The organism is Klebsiella sp. 141161, from assembly GCF_050600815.1.
Lineage (GTDB): Bacteria > Pseudomonadota > Gammaproteobacteria > Enterobacterales > Enterobacteriaceae > Klebsiella > Klebsiella aerogenes.
On the sequence record NZ_JAQIRN010000002.1, the window covers coordinates 177,685 to 198,858 of the forward strand.

A 21,174-nucleotide genomic window follows, 5' to 3' on the forward strand; every position below is an offset into this window, starting at 1 on the left:
CTTGTTTATCGATTATTCTGCGCAGAACCCTGATTGCGTTTTGAGGCATCCGGCACCAGACGATAGAACGTTTCGCCCGGGCGGGTCATGCTGAGTTCATTGCGCGCGCGTTCTTCGATCGCTTCCTGACCGCCGTTGAGATCGTCAATTTCGGCGAAAAGCTGATCGTTGCGCGCTTTTAATTTGGCGTTAGTGGCCTGCTGAGCGGAGACATCGTCATTAACCCGGCTATAGTCGTGCAAACCATTTTTGCCAAACCACAGCGAGTACTGTAGCCAGACCAGCAAAGCTAATAATAGCAGCGTTAATTTACCCATCCTGCCCCCTGAAAAACGGCATCATCATCCCATAACTCGCCGGAGTACTCTACCCTGGCGCGCGGACGATGCCGCGTAACGCGGGGACTGTACCACATTTTTGCGATGGATACCCAGGCTTGATTCATCCCAAAAAGGCTATCCCAACAGCCAGAGGAACAGCAGACCAAACATTAGCCCGACGGTTAAAATCGTCGCGCAAACGCTGTAGATCAGTTTGCCGTCCAGTAATGAATGTAGCGCAATACCGACCACCACGGCGACCGGCATAATGGCAAGAAAGAAAGGCCAGGTATAGAGGAAGAAAAAGAGCGTATTACCGCCATACATGAGGAAGGGAATACCCAGCGCCAGCAGCCATGAAATAAAGCCCACGGCGGCGCCTGACAAAGACCAGGTGGTCTCGTCGCCGGCCGCCGGAGGCGGTTCTGAACGAATAATACTGAGGTTCTGGGTATTGCGCATATTGAATCCTGTTGACCGGGCGACCGGCACCCCTCGATGCCGTTGCCTTTTCAGGATCTGATAATATCGCTCTGTCGAAGCAGGTCTAATAGTTGGTGCACCAAATTTGTTACCAATTGTTCACCATCCAGATGAATTTCAGCATTCTCCGGGGATTCATAGACCGAATCGATACCGGTAAAATTACGCAACTCCCCTGCCCGCGCCTTCTTGTATAATCCTTTCGGATCCCGCGTCTCACAAGTGGCCAGCGGGGTATCGACAAACACTTCGATAAAGCGTCCTTCCCCCAAACGCTCGCGCACCATCTGCCGTTCCGCACGATGCGGAGATATAAACGCGGTCAATACAACCAGCCCGGCATCGACCATCAGCTTAGCTACTTCACCAACGCGGCGAATGTTCTCTTTGCGATCGTCGTCACTGAATCCCAGATCGCTACACAGCCCGTGACGCACATTATCGCCGTCAAGCAAATAGGTGCTCACGCCAAGCTCGTGCAGCGCCTCTTCCAGCGCCCCGGCGACGGTGGATTTACCCGACCCCGAGAGGCCGGTAAACCACAGCACCACGCCGCGATGGCCATGATGCTGTTCGCGCTGCTCGCGGGTGACAGGATGCGCATGCCAGACGACGTTTTCGTCATGCCGGGCCATTACTTACCTCCCAGCAGATCGCGCGCGTCCCAGTGCGGGAAGTGTTTACGAATCAGCTGATTCAGCTCCAGTTCAAAGGGGCTGTACTGTGACGTCGGAGCCTGCGCCTGCAGGTGCGGTTCGTTGACCATTCCCGCGCCCACCGTCACGTTGCTCAGGCGATCGATAAAGATAAGCCCGCCGGTCACCGGATTGTCCTGATACGGATCGAGCACCAGCGGCTCGTCAAAGGTCAGCTCCACCAGCCCGATGCCGTTCAGCGGCAGCGCTTCGACTTCACGCTGGGTCAGATTATTGATGTCGACCTGATAGCGGATAGCGTCAACGCGGGCGCGGGTTTTCTTGCCAGCCACTTTAATGTCATAGCTCTGACCCGGCGACAGCGCCTGTTCCGCCATCCACACGACGTCGATGCTGGCGCTTTGTACCGCGGGCAGCGAGGCTTCAGCGTCAACCAGCAAATCGCCGCGGCTGATGTCGATTTCATCTTTCAGGACGATAGTGATCGCTTCTCCCGCCCCGGCCTGCGGCAGGTCGCCGTCAAAGGTGACAATACGCGCCACGTTCGACTCCACGCCCGACGGCAGCACCTTCAGACGCTGGCCAACGGTGACCGTACCGGAAGCGACGGTACCGGAGAAGCCGCGGAAATCCAGGTTCGGACGGTTCACGTATTGCACCGGGAAGCGCAGCGGCTGGCTTTCGACATCGCGCTGGATGTCAACGGTTTCCAGCACTTCCAGCAACGTCGGGCCGCTGTACCACGGCATTTTGTCGCTCTGTGTGGCGACGTTATCTCCTTCCAGCGCCGACAGCGGCACGAAACGGATATCAAGCTTGCCCGGCAGTTGTTCGGCGAAGGTCAGATAATCTTCACGAATTTCATTGAAGCGCGCTTCGCTGAACTCGACGAGATCCATTTTGTTCACCGCGACCACCAGGTGCTTAATCCCTAATAACGTGGAGATAAAGCTGTGGCGGCGAGTCTGGTCGAGCACGCCTTTGCGGGCGTCAATCAGCAGGATCGCCAGATCGCAGGTGGACGCGCCGGTCGCCATATTACGGGTGTACTGCTCATGGCCCGGCGTGTCGGCAATGATAAATTTGCGTTTCTCAGTCGAGAAGTAGCGATAGGCGACATCAATGGTGATGCCCTGCTCGCGCTCGGCCTGCAGGCCATCCACCAGCAGCGCCAGATCCAGTTTCTCGCCCTGAGTACCGTGACGCTTGCTGTCATTGTGCAGGGAAGAGAGCTGATCTTCATAAATCTGGCGCGTATCGTGCAGCAGGCGGCCAATCAAGGTACTTTTGCCGTCATCGACGCTGCCGCAGGTCAGAAAACGCAGCAGGCTTTTGTGCTGTTGCGCGTGCAGGTAAGCTTCTACGCCGCCTTCATTAGCAATTTGTTGTGCAATCGTAGTGTTCATGGCGGCTCCTTAGAAATACCCCTGACGTTTTTTCAGCTCCATGGAGCCTGCCTGGTCGCGGTCAATGACGCGCCCCTGACGTTCGCTGGTGGTGGATACCAGCATCTCTTCAATAATTTCCGGCAGCGTTTGCGCGTTGGACTCTACCGCGCCGGTCAGCGGCCAGCAGCCGAGGGTACGGAAGCGCACCATCTGCTTTTTGATCATCTCGCCCGGCTGCAGATCGATACGGTCGTCATCGATCATCATCAGCATGCCGTCGCGCTCCAGTACTGGCCGCTCTGCCGCCAGATACAGCGGAACGATTTCAATATTTTCCAGGTAGATGTACTGCCAGATATCCAGCTCGGTCCAGTTAGAGAGCGGGAAGACGCGGATGCTTTCGCCTTTGTTAATCTGGCCGTTGTAGTTGTGCCACAGCTCCGGACGCTGATTTTTCGGGTCCCAGCGGTGGAAGCGGTCGCGGAAGGAATAGATACGCTCTTTAGCGCGGGACTTCTCTTCGTCGCGGCGCGCGCCGCCGAACGCGGCATCAAAGCCGTATTTGTTCAGCGCCTGCTTCAGGCCTTCGGTTTTCATGATATCGGTATGCTTGGCGCTGCCGTGAACGAACGGGTTGATGCCCATCGCCACCCCTTCCGGGTTTTTATGCACCAACAACTCACAGCCGTAGGCTTTGGCGGTACGGTCACGGAATTCATACATCTCACGGAATTTCCAGCCGGTATCGACGTGCAGCAGCGGGAACGGCAGGGTTCCCGGATAAAACGCTTTGCGCGCCAGATGCAGCATTACGCTGGAATCTTTACCGATGGAGTACATCATCACCGGGTTAGAGAATTCGGCGGCCACCTCACGAATGATATGGATGCTTTCCGCCTCCAGTTGCCGCAGGTGAGTGAGTCGTTTTTGGTCCATAACCGTTCCTTAAGCCAGATTTACCACCGAAGAGTTAAACCCCTCGCTAGATGTTGTGTGTTGAAACCAGGCGAGCTGCTGATGCAGCTGTACCACTTCGCCCACCACCAGTAGCGCGGGCATTGGGGCATCTTTCGCCAGATGTTCGAGCTGTTGTAACGTGCCGGTCAGCGTCTGCTGATCCTCGCGGGTGCCGCGGGAAATCACCGCCACCGGGGTATTCGCGTCGCGGCCATGGGCGATCAGCTGAGCGCTGATGTCCGCCGCTTTCATGGTGCCCATATAAATCGCCAGCGTTTGTTGGCTCTTCGCCAGCAGCGCCCAGTCAAACGGCGCGCTGTCTGATTTATAGTGACCGGTGACAAAGACAGCGCTTTGCGCGTAATCGCGATGGGTCAGCGGGATGCCGGCATAGGCCGTCGCGCCCGCCGCGGCGGTAACGCCAGGCACCACCTGGAACGGGATCCCGGCGGCGGCGGCGGCCTGTAGCTCTTCAGCGCCGCGCCCGAAGATAAACGGGTCGCCGCCCTTAAGGCGCACCACCGTTTTCCCCGCTTTGGCGGCCTCCACCAGCATCTGATTCGTTTCGTGCTGCGGCACAGAGTGCTCGCCCGCGCGCTTGCCAACGCAGATCATTTCGGCATCGCGGCGCACCAGTTCGCGCACGCTCTCGGTCACCAGGTGGTCATAAAACACCACGTCCGCCTGCTGAATCGCCTGCAGGCCGCGTAGCGTCAGCAGCCCGGCATCCCCCGGACCGGCGCCCACCAGAATAATTTCGCCCACGCTGCGTTCCGGCCTGTCGAGTTCATCCTGTAGCGCCCGTTCCGCCGCCGCATGGTTACCGGCCACCATCAGGCTGGCGAAGCGCCCGGTGAAAACGCGCTCCCAGAAGCGACGACGCGCTTCGGTGGTGGTCAGACGGGTTTTCAGATGATGGCGCCAGTAGCTCGCCGTTTCGGCCAGCCGTCCAAGATTCGTGGGTAGTAGCGCTTCGATTTTTTCACGCAGAATGCGCGACAGCACCGGCGCCTTGCCGCTGGAGGAGATAGCCACCAGCAGCGGCGATCTGTCGACAATAGAAGGAAAGACGAATGAGCACAGTTGCTGGTCATCCACCACGTTCACCAAGCGGTAGCGCGCGTTAGCCGCGGCGAACACCCGCTGGTTGAGTTCACGATCGTCGGTGGCGGCAATCACCAGAAATACGTCGTCCACCAGCTGTTCATCAAAGGCGGTTGCCCGCCAGCTGATTTGCTGACGTTCAACCTGTTCAGCGAGCTCCGGCGACAGGACGGCGGCGACCACTTGTACCTTCGCCTGCGCCCGCAGCAAGAATTTAATCTTGCGGACGGCAATTTCACCGCCGCCGATAACCAGCACGGGTCTCTCTTTCAACTCGGCAAACAGGGGCAAGTAATCCACGGCGCAACAACTCTCTTACATTCAGCAATAGAGGGACTATAGGGGGCGGCTTTGAGCAAATGAAATTACGAAATGGAATGAGTTGTGACGCAAAAGAATAACGAGCTGGAAATCTAAATATCAAAAAGTGCTTAACGCGCGAGTTTTCCGCTATTTAAGAGCAAATGAAATTGTTTAAGCGGCGTCACAGTTTCATACTAACGCGGTCGAAATGTTTCGCTCGTGTAAGGACCCATTATGTTTTCCGCGATGTGCCGTCGTCTGCTTCCGCTGACGCTTGGCGCAGGTTTTGTCTTCTCCGCCGCCCCGGCATTCAGCGCTCTGGGCGACACCGCAAATACTCAGGCCCGCCATATTGCCACCGTCTTCCCCGGAAGAATGACCGGTACGCCGGCCGAGATGCTTTCAGCCGATTATCTTCGCCAGCAGTTTGCCCAGATGGGTTATCAGAGCGACGTGCGTAACTTTAATACCCGCTACATCTATACCGACAGCAACCAACGTAAGAACTGGCACAACGCCACCGGCAGCACGGTTATCGCCGCGCATGAAGGCCAGTCTCGTCAGCAAATTATCATTATGGCGCACCTCGATACCTATGCGCCACAGAGCGATAAAGACGTAGAAAACAACCTCGGCGGCCTGACGCTGCAGGGGATCGACGATAACGCGATGGGGCTCGGGGTGCTGCTGGAACTGGCGGAACATTTAAAGAACGTCCCCACCCGTTACGGCATTCGCTTTATCGCCACCAGCGGCGAGGAAGAAGGCCGCCTGGGCGCGCAAAATTTGCTGAAACGCATGAGCGAGGCGGAAAAGAAAAACACGCTGCTGGTGATTAATCTCGACAACCTGGTGGTCGGCGATAAGCTCTATTTCAACAGCGGGCGCAGTACGCCGGCGTCGGTACGCAAGTTGACCCGCGATCGCGCGCTGGCTATCGCCCGGAGTCACGGCATCGCCGCGTTCACCAATCCCGGGCTGAATCCGGAGTTCCCGAAAGGTACCGGCTGCTGTAACGACGCCAGCGTTTTTGACAGCGCCGGGATCCCGGTGCTCTCCGTGGAAGCGACCAACTGGTCGCTCGGTAAGAAAGATGGCTATCAGCAGCGCAGTAAAACCCGCAGCTTCCCGCAGGGTACTAGCTGGCATGACGTACAACTGGATAACCAACAATATATCGACAAAGCGCTGCCGGGAAGGATCGAGCACCGCGGGCGCGATGTCGTGAAAGTGATGCTGCCGCTGGTGAAAGAGCTGGCGAAGGCAGGCGCGCCTCATTCAGGAAAGTAGTCTCTCGTTTTTCGGATTGCGAGAATAGCGTCGCCCATTAACAATATTGTCTCTACTTAAGACGTTATGTCGTTTTAGCCAACATTAAGCAACGGCCTGGCAGGATGCCAGGCTTCTTAGCAAGGAATGCAACATGCCTTTACGCAAATTGTCTCTGGCTGTATTTCTGATCGCCGCGCTTGGTGCAGCCAGCGGCCACGCCTGCGAATCTCCATTGTCGGAATGCCCGGACTATTTTTTTCTGACTAACCGCGAGGCCCGCCTGCTCGAATTGCCGCAGGGCAACTTTGCCTTTGTCAGCAGCCACCTGTTACCGCCCGACCCGCTCCTGCCGCAATGGCGCGACACCGCCAAAGATAAGCTCGCCACTTCCGCTCAGGGCGCCCAGCTGAAAGCGATCCTCGATAGCGGCTCAGTAGAGGCCGCCGAGAAGATGGCCGCTAACCTTCCCGACGCCGAGCGCCTGTACGCGCTCGGCGCCGTTGCGTATGACAGCGATCGTGAACTAGCACGTGAATATTTCCGCCAGCTGCTTGCGCTGCCAGCGGAGCGGCAAGGCGAATGGGGATTAAAAGCGCTTTTTGCGCTGGGGCAGGATTTAATCCAGGAGAATCCACTAGCCAGCTTAAGCGATCTGGAAGCCTTGCCCGACACTAGAGATATTGAGGTTAGCCGTCCTGAATCAGCAGAGGCCTTTGCTCTCTTTCAGCAAATTATCGATGCTGTCCGTAACGGCCAGGACGATCCGCAGTTACTTTCCCTGGCTAGTCTAGGGCAACAGGCCCGTATCGCGAGCGAAAGCGAAACGGACGCCTTTATCGATGAAGCCCATTTTTATGCCCGGCTGGCAGCGCAGGGATCGCTCTCCAGCAGCGTACGGCTATATCAAGTTGCCGAAAATATAAGCCATCCGGAAAATGAAGTTTTTCTGCAAAAGCATATTGCTGACCCGCTTATCCGGCAGTTGCTTATTGCCCATTTGAACGCCACTCCTGTTGATGCTTCAGCCAATGACGGCATCTTTCAGATTGGCGCTTACTACCCTAAAGTGGTGGCAGCGCTGTTAAAAACGGCCAATGATGATTTGCCTTCGGATGTTCATCTTATCGCCCTGGCCTACCGTTACGGGCAATATTCTACGGTTACGCAGCTATTACAACATGCGGAAGAGAATATGCTGACATCATGGCTGCGGGCTAAAATGGCATTGCGTGAAGGTGATGTAAAAAAAGCGACAGTCTGGTACGAAAAAGCGGCCAGCTCACTTCCCGTGGAAGGAGAGAATTGGGTAAACCCATTCTTCAATATGGCAATCGAGGAGTACTCATATGAGATTCCGAGTGAGCGAATTAGCGCCGAGCGAGCATTACTGGCGTTAAAAAATAATAACTACCCTCAAGCGATGGAGCTGATGTATCGCCCAACATACTACTGGCGAGGCCCGTTCTGGATTGGCGAGCGGCTACTCACCATAGAAGAGTTAACGGCATTTGTAGACAAATATTTTCCGCCATCAGACTCGCCACAAACGCAAAATCCACAGCGCGATAAGGAAGATACATACGGTATCGAATTTCGCACCCTCCTCGCCCATCGCCTGATGCGCGATGGCCAGTATCAAAAAGCCTTACCCTATTTTGATAATCAGCAGGACCGCCAGCTTGCACAGTCATTTGTTGATACGCTTCCCGAAAGCGGCTCTAAAATCGACCAAGCCGAGGGCTGGTGGCAGGCTGCGGTCATTCTACGCGAGCATGGCGACAACCTGATGAGCTATTTTTTGGAGCCTGACCAAAAGTATTTAAGTGACGCAAATACGTACCTGTCCTGCGCAGACGCCATAAACAATATCTCTGGAGTAAATTCTTGGGTTGGTAGCGAGGAGCAATATCGCATACAGCAATCAGGAACCAAACCCTTTAACCATGTGGAGCATTATCGCTGGAGGGCGGCAAAATTTGCTGAAAAAGCAGCCAGTTTGCTTCCGCGTAAATCTCAGGCCTATGCCGCTATACTTTGCAATGCCAGCAGCTGGGTCTCGAGCGACCAACAATCAGTTAAGCGGCTGTACCAGCTTTACGTGAAAAACGGGGCGCCATTCCCCTGGGCTGAGAAATTTGGCCGACAATGCCCATCTCCGGATTTTTCTGAGCGAAAGGTTAGTGGGAAAAGCTAAAGAGTCGAGAATGAAATGGGAATGAGAAGTGGCGATCGTAACCTAAAACAAAACTAGGGTTTATCCCCGCTGGCGCGGGGAACACGGCAGCTCCAGCCGGTGGAGCACTTCCCACGGCGGTTTATCCCCGCTGGCGCGGGGAACACGCACTAATATATATTTCCGGTCTTTGTTACCACGGTTTATCCCCGCTGGCGCGGGGAACACTCAGTGAGCTGAACATTCCGCGGCTGAGTTCGCGGTTTATCCCCGCTGGCGCGGGGAACACAATGGCTTGGGATACTGTTGAAAGATGCGACGCGGTTTATCCCCGCTGGCGCGGGGAACACTGTGAGAGGCGTGAAAATGCCGGATTAGGCACCGGTTTATCCCCGCTGGCGCGGGGAACACTCAGTATCGGCACGGAAGAAGAAGTGGAATCGCGGTTTATCCCCGCTGACGCGGGGAACACTCCGATCCCAGCGTGGTGACATCAATATCCTGCGGTTTATCCCCGCTAGCGCGGGGAACACCGCGTTCTGGTCTGGCCGTACCTGTTTAAGAACGGTTTATCCCCGCTGGCGCGGGGAACACCCATCAGTGACCAAAAGAATCCCCACCGTGGTCGGTTTATCCCCGCTGGCGCGGGGAACACGTCGAACACACGAAGGGTGAAATCTGCTGCTTCGGTTTATCCCCGCTGGCGCGGGGAACACTGTTAATCCGCTTTCGTTTTTCATGCCGCCGCCGGTTTATCCCCGCTGGCGCGGGGAACACATTGTTAACGGCAAATTCGACAAATCCGCAATCGGTTTATCCCCGCTGGCGCGGGGAACACATGAACAGCAAACCCCACCAGCAGAAACCCGACGGTTTATCCCCGCTGGCGCGGGGAACACATCCACAGTGATGGTCTACTACAAAAACACTGCGGTTTATCCCCGCTGGCGCGGGGAACACACGCCGCCGTTGCTGCGGCTGGCCGTCTCCTGCGGTTTATCCCCGCTGGCGCGGGGAACACGTCTGCCTCGCCTGGCTGGTGGATCACTACCACGGTTTATCCCCGCTGGCGCGGGGAACACACGCTGCAGCGGGCGGGGGTTTTCCTCTGTGTCGGTTTATCCCCGCTGGCGCGGGGAACACCCCAGCTTCGCCTGGAGCTGGATTTCACGGAGCGGTTTATCCCCGCTGGCGCGGGGAACACATCCGTACCTACTGGATCACTATGTCTGAGTACGGTTTATCCCCGCTGGCACGGGGAACACACCACTGAAGAATGATTCGGCGTACTTCCCTGCGGTTTATCCCCGCTGGCACGGGGAACACTTCTTCGCCAGGCGGCGCATATCATCCCAGCGCGGTTTATCCCCGCTGGCACGGGGAACACGGCGCAGCAAAAGCGCGGGGAATTAATATTTCCGGTTTATCCCCGCTGGCACGGGGAACACAAGAATTTTCGTGTACGCCAGCACCGCGCAAACGGTTTATCCCCGCTGGCACGGGGAACACCACGCCAGCGCCTGTTCAAATTTCCTGACGTCCGGTTTATCCCCGCTGGCACGGGGAACACTGTTTTTACTATATCTCGATTTTGATATACATCGGTTTATCCCCGCTGGCACGGGGAACACGCCGTCAACGCCCAGATCAACACCAAAGCGGCCGGTTTATCCCCGCTGGCGCGGGGAACACAGCAAAGACTCGGCGATAAAAATTGCCGAGGCCGGTTTATCCCCGCTGGCGCGGGGAACACGCGGCTATGCGCGCGCGGTACAGCTAAGTTTCCGGTTTATCCCCGCTGGCGCGGGGAACACAACATAGGAGATCGGCTGGTTTTTACCGATGACGGTTTATCCCCGCTGGCGCGGGGAACACTCGACGCCGCTGCAGACAGATCCGTAAGAGATCGGTTTATCCCCGCTGGCGCGGGGAACACGTAAACCAGCTCTTTACATACGTAAGTGCCGCCGGTTTATCCCCGCTGGCGCGGGGAACACATTCACCCTATTTATGGTTCTGTCCCGTCGGTCGGTTTATCCCCGCTGGCGCGGGGAACACATTCACCCTATTTATGGTTCTGTCCCGTCGGTCGGTTTATCCCCGATGGCGCGGGGAACACCACACCCAAAGCCGGATTAATTTCCCCAAAACCGGTTTATCCCCGCTGGCGCGGGGAACACCAGTCACCAGCATCCTTTAATAACTCGGTCAGCGGTTTATCCCCGCTGGCGCGGGGAACACATACGCGCCTCACTGGCAGGAATTTAAGGCAACGGTTTATCCCCGCTGGCGCGGGGAACACACTAAACATATATGACTGTTTTTTAATGTCTTTTTAAGACACCAACAATCTACCAACTTTATTCCAACAATTTCACATTATTAAAGAACATTCAACTCATTGATTTTCAATGGGAAGAAATGAAACCAGTCGTAAGCCATCCAAATCTACCGGCATGCGGCGGTTCTCTCCCCAGGTTTGAAACTCAAAACCAGATTCGCTGTTCGTTGCCCAGGCCATCACCACATTTCCGCAATCGCTAAGCTGTATCACCTGCTGCCAAATCATTTCCCGGATCCGCTTTGAGGTATCGCCAACGTAGACTCCCGCCCGAACCTCCAGCAGCCAGATAGCGAGGCGCCCTCGCAGACGAGGAGGAACATTTTCCGTCACCACCATAAGCATACTCATCAGCCATGCCCTCGATGCCCGCTATCACCCATTGATTCAGGCTCCGGGATCACCGGCGGCAGCATATCCGGCGGTGGTTGAGGCGGTTCGATTTCCCCTGCCGACAGCACCTCTTCAATCAACGGAATCAGTTTCCCGGTCAGTTTTGTGCTGCGGAAAATATCGCGACAGGCCAGCCTTACTTCTTTATCCGGTTCAGCAGGATGACGAGCGGCAATCTCAAATGCCTTGGGCACCACGGCATCAAATTTAATAATGTCAGCAATATCATAAACAAACGAAAGCGGCTTGCCGCTGTGGATAAAACCGATGGCTGGCGCATAGCCAGCCGCCAGTATCGCCGCCTCTGAAATTCCATACAGACACGACGTCGCCGCACTGATGCACTGGTTGACGATATCTCCTTTGGCCCAATCTTTCGGATCATAATTACGCCCGTGCCATTTCACCCCGTAACGCTTCGCCAACAGCGCATAGGTTTGGCGAACGCGGGATCCTTCAATGCCGCGCAGTTGTTCAACGGAACGCCGCGCGGGCGGCACCTCGCGAAAACGCAGTTCATACATTTTGCGCACCACTTTCAGCCGCAAATCGTCATCCAGCGCCAGCTTAGCCTGGTACAACAGTTTGTCGGCCCGCGCGCCGCCGGGTTGCCCGGAGGAGTATACCCGTACACCAGCCTCCCCTACCCACACCAGCAGCGTCCCGACGGTCGAGGCCAGACGCACCGCTGCATGCGAAACCCGCGTTCCCGGCTCCAGCATAATGCAGGCTACCGACCCTACCGGGATATGGGTGCGGATCCCGGTTTTGTCGATCAACACAAATGCGCCATCCAGCACATCGATCTGCCCATACTGGAGAAAGATCATCGACGTGCGATCTTTTAGCGGGATGGGATTTAGCGGCACAAAGGTCACTCGTCATCTCCGGGTTTGATCATCATCATTCCACAGCCGAAAGCCCGGCTTTTACCGTATCCCGACGCCAGCCGCTGCAAAAATAACGCTGGATCGTTAATCACCAGCGTGCCGGTATAGTCCACGCTGCTGAACTGGATCGTCTGGCGTGATTTTTCGCGGCGTATCAGCTGCTGACGATAAGCATCCACGTCGGTCTCCGCTAAAGTGAATCCACTTTGTTCGCCCTGCCGGGTTAACCAGTCCAGCGCGGCCTGCCGTTGATGCGCCCAGATGTCCTTAGACTCAACGAGCCCTTTAACCTGCCGTTTGGCATCCATTAGCAAATCGTGGCGTTTGCCTGCTTTGCTAATCGTTGGGTTTGCCCGCAGGCTAAACCGCAATTTCTGCCCGACACGGAGCTGCGGATTGAACGCGCGGCTTTGGATCTCAAAAATCTCGCTCTTGGCAGGCAGCTGCGCTGACAGTACAAAGAAACGAAACGCCCCCTGTAGCTCCTCGCGCCGATACAAAAACTGCCGCTGTTGTTCTGCGGGAAAAAGCTGCCACAACCACTGGTGCATGACGTATTCACCGCGGTCCACCAGGTGCAATAGCTGTGGGGGAGAAAGCTGGCCGGTATGCAACGTTATTCTTGAGAGATACACGTTTCCTCCTTACTAAGCCAGGGCCCCTGATTAACGGTACGCTCGCCGAACAGCCATTGCTGGCGGTTCAGCGGACAATCGCGACGGCGCAGTATTTTGTTCGCGACTAAACCGGCGTGCTCGCCCTCCCACCAGCATTGATCCTGCAACTGCCTCAGAGAAAGCCTCAATAGGCTAAATTTCTCCTGATACTGGCGATAAGCCTGGCGAAGTACATCCGCAGCGTGGCCCGCAAGCAGCAGCGGCATTAACGGTAGCGCCAACGGATGACTTTTGCGCCCCAGATACAGCGGAAATGCCGGATGGCGCAGCGCCTCCTGCAACTGCTCCAGCGTGTAAGGCGCATCCGGCGTAACCGCAACGGCAACCATCCACCAGGCATCGGTATAATAATCGCGCCGGGAGATCAGCGCGCTGAGCAGTTCAGGATCCTGCAGCTCTTCACGGCGACTGAAATAGCGCGCGTTACGCACCTCTTTCGGCACCTGTAAGGTGTGATAGTCTCGCGCCCAGCGCGGTTCGCGGCTGGCGCAGAGCAAAAAGGTATAGTGCTGGTTAAAGGCCCTTAACCGCTGCTCTTCTTCGCGGCGGATCCCTAATGACGCCGCCAACAGCCCCAGCAACGCAGACCGGGATGGCAGCTCATGGCTGTGACGGACTTCGCCGGGGGCGTCCACGCCCCACGACGCCATCGGCCCATGAAGCTGAAAAACCAAATATTGGCTCATAAGCCGCCCCTTACGCGCAGATGAAATCAAGCACGTCGTTCATGCTTCCCTGCTTATTCATTACATCGAAGCGCTGAAATGCCGTCTGCTGCCCGTAGACCGTATTCATATTTTCCTGCAGGGTCGTAATGCGCTGCACCGCGACACCCAGTTGATCGCCGCCATTAATAGGCTGATAAAATGCCGCCGCCAGTGAGCGCGGTTGATCGGTACCTTTTTCCGCCAGCGCCCAGGACGCGTAGGCGCGGCTGGCGAAGCTGTTCTGTTTGCCGGTTGGAGAGACTTTTAGCGCCGCTTCGGTGAAGGCGCGTAGCGTTTTGTTCGCCAGTTCTTCATTACCATTGAGGTTTTTTACCAGCAGATCTTTATCAATGCAGATATAGGTATAAAACAGCGCCGAGCCAAAACCCGTTTCGCCTAAGTGGCCTGCGCCAGCGTCTTCCGCCGATGCCTGGCGTAGATCATCTACGGCGGTAAAGAAATCATCTTCGACGATCGTTTCGCTGACACCGAACGCGTGCGCCACCTGGCAGGCAGCCTCAACGTTGAATTCCGGCTTATTGGCCAGCATGCGGCCAAACATGGCGATATCGACAGCCATACGGTCACGGCGTAACAGTGCGGCTTCCTCTTCCGTCGCCGGGCGTTTTTCTTCTGCCAAACGATGCGCCAGCGCTTTTACCGCCTCGAACTCTGCCGGGCTGATATGTGCCAGTTGCTCAGTTTCAGCATTCGTCAAATCGTCTTTTGGTTTCTTTTCTTCTTTTACCTTGCCAAAGCACTTGGCTATATTCTTGACGTATTCGACCGCTTTTTTCGGCTCAATACCTCGTTCCATCAGGATCTTCGCCGCCTCGCGGGCGATGCGGCCGCTGCGGATGCCAATATGGCCGGCCAGCGCTTGCTCAAAAAGCTCGGAAGTACGCCATGCGCGTTTCAGGCTCTGCGATGAGATGCGCAAACGCGTCGCGCCGCCAAGCACAACGGTTTTCGGGGAACCGGTGTCGTCGCGGTTCAGGTTAGCGGCAGGATAAGCAGTCAGTAAATGAAGCTGAATAAATGTGGTCATCTGATAGTCCCTTATTGATCGTCGTTATTGGCTTCACCCGCCTGGTAATAGTCCAGCGCCCAGCGGATGCGGATAAATTCAGTTGGCCGCTGCTGGCGGCGGCGGTGATTCAGTAAATCGTTTTGTTCCAGGCACCAGCGAAAGACATCATCTGCCAGCGACAACAAATTGACGGAGCCGTGCAGCAGACTTACCGCACGGCGCAGTTGTCGAAGCAGCTCGTCGGGGGTTTTGACCGCCGAAAGCCGGGCGAACCGCAGCCTCGACATCACCGGGTTATCACCCGTTTTCTGTCCTAGTTGAGCGGCGAACGTCTGGCGTTCATCAATTGTTTTCACCTGCGCCGCCAGCGCCGCCACCAGCGCCAACGCGGTAAAGCGCCACTCCTTCCCCTCGGTATTCCACAGAGAATGCGTTTGCATCATCAGGGAGCGGAAGCCTTCCGACAGACAAACATCGTTCAGCGTCGCGCTACGCCGCAGGCTGGCCCGCAGCCCACGCTTCTCCTGCAGCTCTTCATGCCATCGATGCAGCGTGGCCTTATGTTCATCACTTACAACATTCATTGCGCAGCCTCCTGCTTTTTAGTCCTGGCGGCTTTTGCACTCTTCTTTTCGTCCGAAGTAGCGAAATATTTTTTTCGCGCGGTCATGCAGCGCGCCAGATCGTTGTTTTCATAGGGATTGGTAAAAACGCGATCGTCAAAGCAGCGACGAACGAATAACCACAACTCGCTTTGCCATTTATCCAGCCGCTCCTGCGCGGGTTGGCCATCCTCCAGTTCGTTGATGAGATTCAAAAAGCGCGGCTGGGTCTGGTTCCAGAAATCGATATCGATAAAGCTGAAGTCGCCGCGCGCGCCTTTGGGGTCGTCAAACCACGCCTCTTTTAGCGCGTTGCGCAGCAGGCTAAGCAGACGTATGGCGGTTTGCGTGGCTTTGCGTAAATGCGGGATCGTGCTTTCATCCATCAACAGCGGGAAATGATGTTCGTACCAGCAGCGAATCTTCATGTTGTCGAAGTCGGCGCCGAATCCCCACAAGCCGGCTTTTATATTGTTGAGGCCGCGCGCGTTGAACGCCTTGACGACCAAGGCCGGGAATTCGCTGTTGTTTTCCGTTTGATTGTCCTGGCTTAACCCCAGCCAGTCGCGCCAGATAAGCCCGCCGGGCTGTGGTTTGACTGAAAAGAAGCCGCCGTCGCCTTTCAGCGCCAGGCGATACGGCGTGAGCGGGTGGCGCCAGCCATCGTAGTTTACGCCGTAGTTTTTGACCGCCATTTGACTGACTAGCATATCGCTTTCGCTGCCGCAGATATCGCAACTCCCTCGCTGGGTGGAGACGAAATCCAGACGGATACGGCGCGGCATTCCCCAGTACGCCTGCAGCTTATCAACCTGCTCAGGGGTGGTGATGGCGCTGGCCTGCTCACTGGTGCGCGTCGGAGCAAGCCATGGGAAAACAGACTCATCCCAGGCGCCAGGTAACGGCATATCCGCGGCATCCTGCGGTAGTACGTTGAGCCACAACTTGCGCCACAATGGGGTGAGACGCTCACCTTTATACTCCTGCAGTTCGATAAGCGTGGTCAGCGGCCCGCCGCCGCGCAGCCCGGTGCGGTAGCCTTTGCCTCCCGACGGCGCATTAAGCTGCAGTGAGAATAACGCCAGCGCCGCGCAGTGCGGGCAAAAGCGCCCCGTGACGCCGCGTTTAACAAAATGGTCTTTATTAAACTTAATAGTCTGCGCGCCAGGAACATCCGGCAACAGAGAAGCAATCGGTATTTCCCCTCCCGCCAACGAATCGAAATCCTGCATAAATGCGGGCGCATCCGGGCCAAACTGGAAGGCAGCCTCCAGCGGCGCTAATGCCGCGGCGAGCGTCTCCGCGCATAACCCATCTTCCCAGATATCTTCCCAACCCTTGCGGTTTTTGGGCGCCATCGCGCTCTGCAACAGCCCCACCAGGAATTGCCAGGCAGCGCCTTGTAAATCCGCTCGCGTGGCGGCGATATCCACCACGTTTTCATCCGCCAACCCGATCGGCGCCAGCTTACCCGTGATGCCATCGCGATAACGGACCGGAAGCCAGGAAGTTGTTAAAAGAGAGAAATTATTCATGTGGTTAGCTGCTATACCTCCATTATTCCGATTAATCCTTCACTGGCCGAATAACCGCAGGCGGGTGAATCCGTTACCATAATCACGATGGCGAAATCCGGGTTCTGATGCTGCTCTACGCACCACCGCTGTAGCGGTTCACCGTCCAGAAGCGCGAATTCTGACTTATGTTTACGCCACCAGCTTTCGCGTACCCGTAACATGCTCATTTCCCACGGATGCGCGCCGCAGGCGTATGGCAGCAATTGTCCACCTTCGCTTTTCGCCAGCCACAGCGTGACTGATTCTTCCGCCAGGCGGGTCGAGAGTTTGTCAGCCAGGAAATCACTGCTATCGGGGCTATATCCCGGCTTAAAATTCAGGAGCATTTGATGGGCAAACGCGCGGTCGCAATAATATTTCGCCTCTTGCGTTTGCTCTGCTTTCGCTAATCCGTCGGGAATGGCGATATCTTCCCCGTAAACGGATTCAATCAACAATCGGGCAGATTGCGGCATCCGAATAGCCCCCTGCTGTCGCAAAACGCGCTGCGTCAGCCACAGACGGCCATGATCGGGATAGACATAAGCGCTGTTGGGCATCGCGCTGCTCAGCCACTCTGCTTGTGGCGCATCATCCCATTCCGGGGAGAGAATCATTAACTGTGGCGCTGCACGCTCGTCTTCACCGCCGTCCTTCAGCCGACCGTGACGATCGCGAATATGGCGCTGTAGGCGGCCGGCACGCTGAATCAGTAAATCGATAGGCGCCAAATCGGAGATCATTTCGTCCATATCGATATCCAGGCTCTGCTCTATGACCTGGGTGGCAATAAGCACCCTCCCCGCCCGTAGCGAGCAACCGCGCTTACCAAATTGCGATAGCGTTTCCGTCTCAATTCGTTGGCGGTCATAAAAGGCGAATCGGCTATGAAATAAAGAGATTTTTTCGGCGGGAATCACACCTCTCGCCAGCAGTTGGCGATAGATGCGCACGGCGTCGTCGATTGAATTGCGTATCCAGGCGATACAACGCCCTTCGCTGGCGGATCGCTCGATACGGGCAAGGCAGGCGTCTTCGTTATCCAGCCAGCCGATATCTACGCTGCGCTCAACCTCTTTGCGGGTCGCAACATGGCGGGAAATAATCTCCTGACCTGCGACTTGCGTCAGCCAAGGGTAGTCTTCATAACCCAATAACGGCGCGTCAGCGGTATAGCCGCTGCCGCGACTAAAGGCGGTCACAAGCTTATTGCGCTGCTGTTGCGATAGCGTAGCGGAAAGCAGAATGACGCAATTGCCACTGCGCGCCTGTTGTTCAATCAGGCTTTCCAGGATCCGCGACATATAAGCATCGTAGGCGTGGATCTCGTCGGCCAGCAGCACTTTATTGTCAAGCCCCAGCAACCGCAGATTATTATGTTTAAAAGGCATCACCGCCATCATGGCCTGGTCGAGCGTACCGACGCCCACCTCCGCCAGCAGCGCTTTTTTATTGCTATCGGCAAACCATGCGGCGCAGCCCTGGCTAAAAGGTTGAGCATCATCAGGCTCTTCCGAACCGGAGAAATCGCCGGACCAGATGGTCTGATTAAAGCTATCCATCAAGCCGCGTGCGCTGTGCGCCAGCATCAGGCTTGGAAGCGCGCCGGGTTGATAGAGCGCCAGCCACGATTGAGCTAAACGCTCAAACATGGCATTGGCCGTAGCCATGGTCGGCAGACCGAAAAACAGCCCCTGCGCCTTCCCGGCAGACATCAAACGGTGGGTCAGGATTAACGCCGCCTCCGTTTTACCTGCGCCGGTAACATCCTCAAGGATAAACAACTGCGGCCCCGGTTGACTGATATCCAGATCCAGTACCGCCTGCTGAAGCGGCGTAGGGTGCTGAATAAAAGGAAATAACGCGTCTATTCCCCTAAATGGCGCAACCGCCGCTGCAGGCGGAAAAACGTGCATCGCCTGTTCTGCCTGCGAGTATGCCTTCCGCCAGTAAACTTCCAGCGGCATGCGTTGGGAAACTCGCGGGAAAAAGCGGGTCGAGGAGCCCGTCCAGTCGGCCAGCACGACCGCAGCGGAAATAAACCACGACAGCTGGTTGAACTGTTCAATACCTTCATCGTCATCCCAGCACGGCGGAATATTAACGCGCGGAAACAGCGCCTTAATGGCCAACAGAAAGTCGTGCGCCGCTTCAATATCAGCGGGAAGAAAATTATCCAGATCGCGCATCCCCACCGGTGGACGCCCATGGTGTCCGGTGGTTAACGGCATCCACATTGCAATAACGCGTTTAAGCTTTCGCGTAGGAAGCCGGGAGTTAGGGAATAGTTCAGGGCATTCGCTTAGACAGGTGTTCCATAACCAGTAACCCAGCGTTGAATGCGGTATTGTTTCATAGTCCCGACGGCTTTCGACAGCCGCGGCAAGATTGTCATTGGTATAGAGTTGCTGGAAGGAACGGGCAAACTTTCCACAATCATGCCAGCATAATAACCAGGCAAAGAATTGAGCGGCAGCCTCAATATCGGTGAGGCCCAGACGGCGAAAATAATCCGCGAGGCTATAAATGTTATTCTTTACCATCCAGTAGCCCATCGCGGCTACATCCAGAGAATGCCAGCATAGCAGGTGATAATCGTCGCCTCCGCCAGCATCTCCCCGTCGGGTTTTCCCCCAGTGCTTATAAATTGACACGGCATATCCAGTGGTATAATAAAAATCGAATATGCAATTTACTCTTTTAAACCATTTAAAAGATGACCTCCCTCAATATAATTACTTATTATTCACACACATAAACAGCCATATAACATTCATAAAACCAATCAAACAACCGCATCAACACAAATATCATGACCAGGAAAACAGACATTCTTATGAAAAATGATATGAATCAGTCTAAACATCAAACAATGAAACCTCATTAATACAAAGATGATGTTATAGAAAAATATCATCTCTAAATTCACAAAACTCAACAATTCAAATTTCAAAATTATAAATTAACATTTAGCAATATCACTTACAAAAGCATTCACTCGGATTATTATTGACAATAAAAATCACCCGCCATCTTCGCCATCAACATACCCATAATAACTAATATGAGTTAAACACATTCTTCAAAAAAATGAGAGCAAAGCAAATAAAACCATTCGACGTACTAAAGTGAATTTAGGAAAAACGAACAATATGTAAAATCAAAAAACGAACAAACACACGCATTCATTTGAAATAAAAAGAAATTTAACAACCTATAAAAAGAATAAAATTGAAGTTAATAAATAGAAATTCATATACTCCACACCCTAATCATAACCGCGCATGATTACATCACAATATTGATGAAGACACCACATTGACTTGTTCATGTTAAGCGAATACATTTTATCTCATCGACAACACGCTATCTCAAAAAAAATAACAAGCCTTATTCCATTAAGCATATAATTGATAACGTGATATTGCAGGCGTTTATAAAATTAATGGGTGCAATAAAATTAATACATATATTCATGTGACATAATTCATATACGCCAGTCGCAGGCAGCCCCATTACTTAAAAGATCAATTAATAAAAGCTCGTTGATTTGATTATAGAAATTTAAAAATCTCTGGGATAAAGAACCATATAAAACATAGTCAGGATGGTTCTTTGAGTAATTAACTAAACCATTTGTATTACCGCGTATTAATGACTAATGCGTAATCTAGGGCTCCGGCCCTTAATTTTAAATCAGGATGAATTGTTATGAATAAAAAGGTTCTTGCTATAGCTCTGGTCGCTGCATTTGCAGGTATGGGTGTGGCTCAGGCAGCAACAAGCGTCACCGCGCAATCCGTTGCCACCTGGTCTGCAACCGCCAAAAAAGATACCACCAGCAAACTGGTTGTTACTCCGCTGGGAAGCCTGACTTTCCAGTATGCTGACGGCATCAAAGGCTTTAACACTCAGAAAGGTCTGTATGACGTTACCGTTGAAGGCGACACCACTGCAACTGGCTTCAAACTGACCTCCCGTGTGCTGACCAACACCCTGACTCAGCTGGATACTTCCGGTTCCACCCTGAGCGTGGGCATCGATTATAACGGCACCGCCATTGATAAGGCTTCCGATACCGTGATGATCGATACCGCGAACAACATTCTGGGCGGTAACCTGAGCGCCCTGTCCAACGGTTATAACACCGCGGGCCGTACCAGCGCACAGGATAGCTTCACCTTCTCCATCAACGGCGGCACCTCCGACGGTAAGACTGCTGTAACTGATTACAGCACCCTGCCGGAAGGTATCTGGAGCGGCGACGTTAGCGTGCAGTTCGACGCAACCTGGACCAGCTGATTTTTTTATATTGCATCAAG

17 protein-coding genes and 1 CRISPR repeat array are annotated in these 21,174 nt (G+C 54.7%); of the genes, 3 read left to right on the plus strand and 14 right to left on the minus strand.

From position 1 onward, the window contains the following. Positions 1–5: 5 nt before the first annotated feature. The 6 genes from ftsB to cysG form a co-directional block, all read right to left on the minus strand. A complete protein-coding gene (ftsB, locus tag PGR79_RS05505; RefSeq protein ID WP_015369983.1) occupies positions 6–317 on the minus strand; it encodes a cell division protein FtsB in 312 nt (103 codons plus the stop codon). Positions 318–455: 138 nt separating this feature from the next. Further along, the gene (locus PGR79_RS05510) at positions 456–782 is read right to left on the minus strand and encodes a DUF3561 family protein (RefSeq protein WP_047044281.1); all 327 of its coding nucleotides are present in this window, start codon (positions 780–782) and stop codon (positions 456–458) included. Positions 783–832: 50 nt separating this feature from the next. Further along, positions 833–1,438, minus strand: coding sequence for an adenylyl-sulfate kinase (gene cysC / locus PGR79_RS05515; RefSeq protein ID WP_047044279.1), 606 nt, complete (start codon positions 1,436–1,438; stop codon positions 833–835). Further along, positions 1,438–2,865, minus strand: coding sequence for a sulfate adenylyltransferase subunit CysN (gene cysN, locus PGR79_RS05520; RefSeq protein WP_271032877.1), 1,428 nt, complete (start codon positions 2,863–2,865; stop codon positions 1,438–1,440). Before cysN ends, cysC begins: the two co-directional genes overlap by 1 nt. Positions 2,866–2,874: 9 nt before the next feature. After that, positions 2,875–3,783 carry a sulfate adenylyltransferase subunit CysD gene (gene cysD / locus PGR79_RS05525; RefSeq protein ID WP_015369979.1) on the minus strand — a complete coding sequence of 303 codons (909 nt, stop codon included), beginning with the start codon at positions 3,781–3,783 and terminating at the stop codon, positions 2,875–2,877. Between the two features lie 9 nt (positions 3,784–3,792). Continuing rightward, positions 3,793–5,199 (minus strand): siroheme synthase CysG, encoded by a 1,407-nt coding sequence (gene cysG, locus PGR79_RS05530; protein WP_162750123.1) that lies wholly within the window; start codon positions 5,197–5,199, stop codon positions 3,793–3,795. A 246-nt stretch (positions 5,200–5,445) separates the two neighbouring features. On the opposite strand from cysG, the gene PGR79_RS05535 reads away from it, so the two are divergent. Together PGR79_RS05535 and PGR79_RS05540 are read left to right on the plus strand one after the other, a co-directional pair. Then, on the plus strand, positions 5,446–6,501 hold the full coding sequence (locus PGR79_RS05535; protein ID WP_113372931.1) for an aminopeptidase: 1,056 nt from the start codon (positions 5,446–5,448) through the stop codon (positions 6,499–6,501). Between the two features lie 133 nt (positions 6,502–6,634). Further along, positions 6,635–8,677: a hypothetical protein gene (locus PGR79_RS05540; RefSeq protein ID WP_113372932.1), complete on the plus strand. Its 2,043-nt coding sequence runs from the start codon at positions 6,635–6,637 to the stop codon at positions 8,675–8,677. A gap of 56 nt (positions 8,678–8,733) precedes the next feature. Further along, positions 8,734–10,958: a CRISPR direct-repeat array (repeat unit 29 nt; unit sequence CGGTTTATCCCCGCTGGCGCGGGGAACAC). 96 nt (positions 10,959–11,054) lie between these two features. Here PGR79_RS05540 and cas2e read toward each other — a convergent pair. Genes cas2e through cas3 form a run of 8 tightly spaced genes read right to left on the minus strand, consistent with a single transcriptional unit; the run spans position 11,055 to position 19,506 of the window. After that, positions 11,055–11,348 carry a type I-E CRISPR-associated endoribonuclease Cas2e gene (cas2e, locus tag PGR79_RS05545; RefSeq protein ID WP_047044269.1) on the minus strand — a complete coding sequence of 98 codons (294 nt, stop codon included), beginning with the start codon at positions 11,346–11,348 and terminating at the stop codon, positions 11,055–11,057. After that, positions 11,348–12,268, minus strand: a complete 921-nt coding sequence (cas1e, locus tag PGR79_RS05550; protein ID WP_113372933.1) for a type I-E CRISPR-associated endonuclease Cas1e — start codon at positions 12,266–12,268, stop codon at positions 11,348–11,350. The genes cas2e and cas1e overlap by 1 nt, the downstream gene beginning before the upstream one ends. After that, positions 12,265–12,915: a type I-E CRISPR-associated protein Cas6/Cse3/CasE gene (gene cas6e / locus PGR79_RS05555; protein ID WP_113372934.1), complete on the minus strand. Its 651-nt coding sequence runs from the start codon at positions 12,913–12,915 to the stop codon at positions 12,265–12,267. Before cas6e ends, cas1e begins: the two co-directional genes overlap by 4 nt. After that, positions 12,897–13,643, minus strand: coding sequence for a type I-E CRISPR-associated protein Cas5/CasD (gene cas5e, locus PGR79_RS05560; protein ID WP_113372935.1), 747 nt, complete (start codon positions 13,641–13,643; stop codon positions 12,897–12,899). Before cas5e ends, cas6e begins: the two co-directional genes overlap by 19 nt. A 10-nt stretch (positions 13,644–13,653) precedes the next feature. Then, the gene (gene cas7e / locus PGR79_RS05565) at positions 13,654–14,712 is read right to left on the minus strand and encodes a type I-E CRISPR-associated protein Cas7/Cse4/CasC (RefSeq protein ID WP_113372936.1); all 1,059 of its coding nucleotides are present in this window, start codon (positions 14,710–14,712) and stop codon (positions 13,654–13,656) included. 11 nt (positions 14,713–14,723) lie between these two features. Next, positions 14,724–15,278: a type I-E CRISPR-associated protein Cse2/CasB gene (gene casB / locus PGR79_RS05570; protein ID WP_113372937.1), complete on the minus strand. Its 555-nt coding sequence runs from the start codon at positions 15,276–15,278 to the stop codon at positions 14,724–14,726. Beyond that, positions 15,275–16,831 carry a type I-E CRISPR-associated protein Cse1/CasA gene (gene casA / locus PGR79_RS05575; RefSeq protein ID WP_113372938.1) on the minus strand — a complete coding sequence of 519 codons (1,557 nt, stop codon included), beginning with the start codon at positions 16,829–16,831 and terminating at the stop codon, positions 15,275–15,277. Before casA ends, casB begins: the two co-directional genes overlap by 4 nt. 11 nt (positions 16,832–16,842) lie before the next feature. Next, a complete protein-coding gene (gene cas3 / locus PGR79_RS05580) occupies positions 16,843–19,506 on the minus strand; it encodes a CRISPR-associated helicase Cas3' (protein WP_113372939.1) in 2,664 nt (887 codons plus the stop codon). Positions 19,507–20,563: 1,057 nt separating this feature from the next. Here cas3 and ecpA point away from each other — a divergent pair. Next, positions 20,564–21,154, plus strand: coding sequence for a common pilus major fimbrillin subunit EcpA (ecpA, locus tag PGR79_RS05585; protein WP_113372940.1), 591 nt, complete (start codon positions 20,564–20,566; stop codon positions 21,152–21,154). The last annotated feature ends 20 nt before the right edge of the window (positions 21,155–21,174 follow it).

Bases quoted from the DNA above. Each gene is read 5' to 3' on its own strand.
- ftsB (WP_015369983.1), bottom strand. From the start codon at position 317: ATGGGTAAATTAACGCTGCTATTATTAGCTTTGCTGGTCTGGCTACAG.
- PGR79_RS05510 (WP_047044281.1), bottom strand. From the start codon at position 782: ATGCGCAATACCCAGAACCTCAGTATTATTCGTTCAGAACCGCCTCCG.
- cysC (WP_047044279.1), bottom strand. From the start codon at position 1,438: ATGGCCCGGCATGACGAAAACGTCGTCTGGCATGCGCATCCTGTCACC.
- cysN (WP_271032877.1), bottom strand. From the start codon at position 2,865: ATGAACACTACGATTGCACAACAAATTGCTAATGAAGGCGGCGTAGAA.
- cysD (WP_015369979.1), bottom strand. From the start codon at position 3,783: ATGGACCAAAAACGACTCACTCACCTGCGGCAACTGGAGGCGGAAAGC.
- PGR79_RS05535 (WP_113372931.1), top strand. From the start codon at position 5,446: ATGTTTTCCGCGATGTGCCGTCGTCTGCTTCCGCTGACGCTTGGCGCA.
- PGR79_RS05540 (WP_113372932.1), top strand. From the start codon at position 6,635: ATGCCTTTACGCAAATTGTCTCTGGCTGTATTTCTGATCGCCGCGCTT.
- cas2e (WP_047044269.1), bottom strand. From the start codon at position 11,348: ATGAGTATGCTTATGGTGGTGACGGAAAATGTTCCTCCTCGTCTGCGA.
- cas5e (WP_113372935.1), bottom strand. From the start codon at position 13,643: ATGAGCCAATATTTGGTTTTTCAGCTTCATGGGCCGATGGCGTCGTGG.
- cas7e (WP_113372936.1), bottom strand. From the start codon at position 14,712: ATGACCACATTTATTCAGCTTCATTTACTGACTGCTTATCCTGCCGCT.
- casB (WP_113372937.1), bottom strand. From the start codon at position 15,278: ATGAATGTTGTAAGTGATGAACATAAGGCCACGCTGCATCGATGGCAT.
- casA (WP_113372938.1), bottom strand. From the start codon at position 16,831: ATGAATAATTTCTCTCTTTTAACAACTTCCTGGCTTCCGGTCCGTTAT.
- ecpA (WP_113372940.1), top strand. From the start codon at position 20,564: ATGAATAAAAAGGTTCTTGCTATAGCTCTGGTCGCTGCATTTGCAGGT.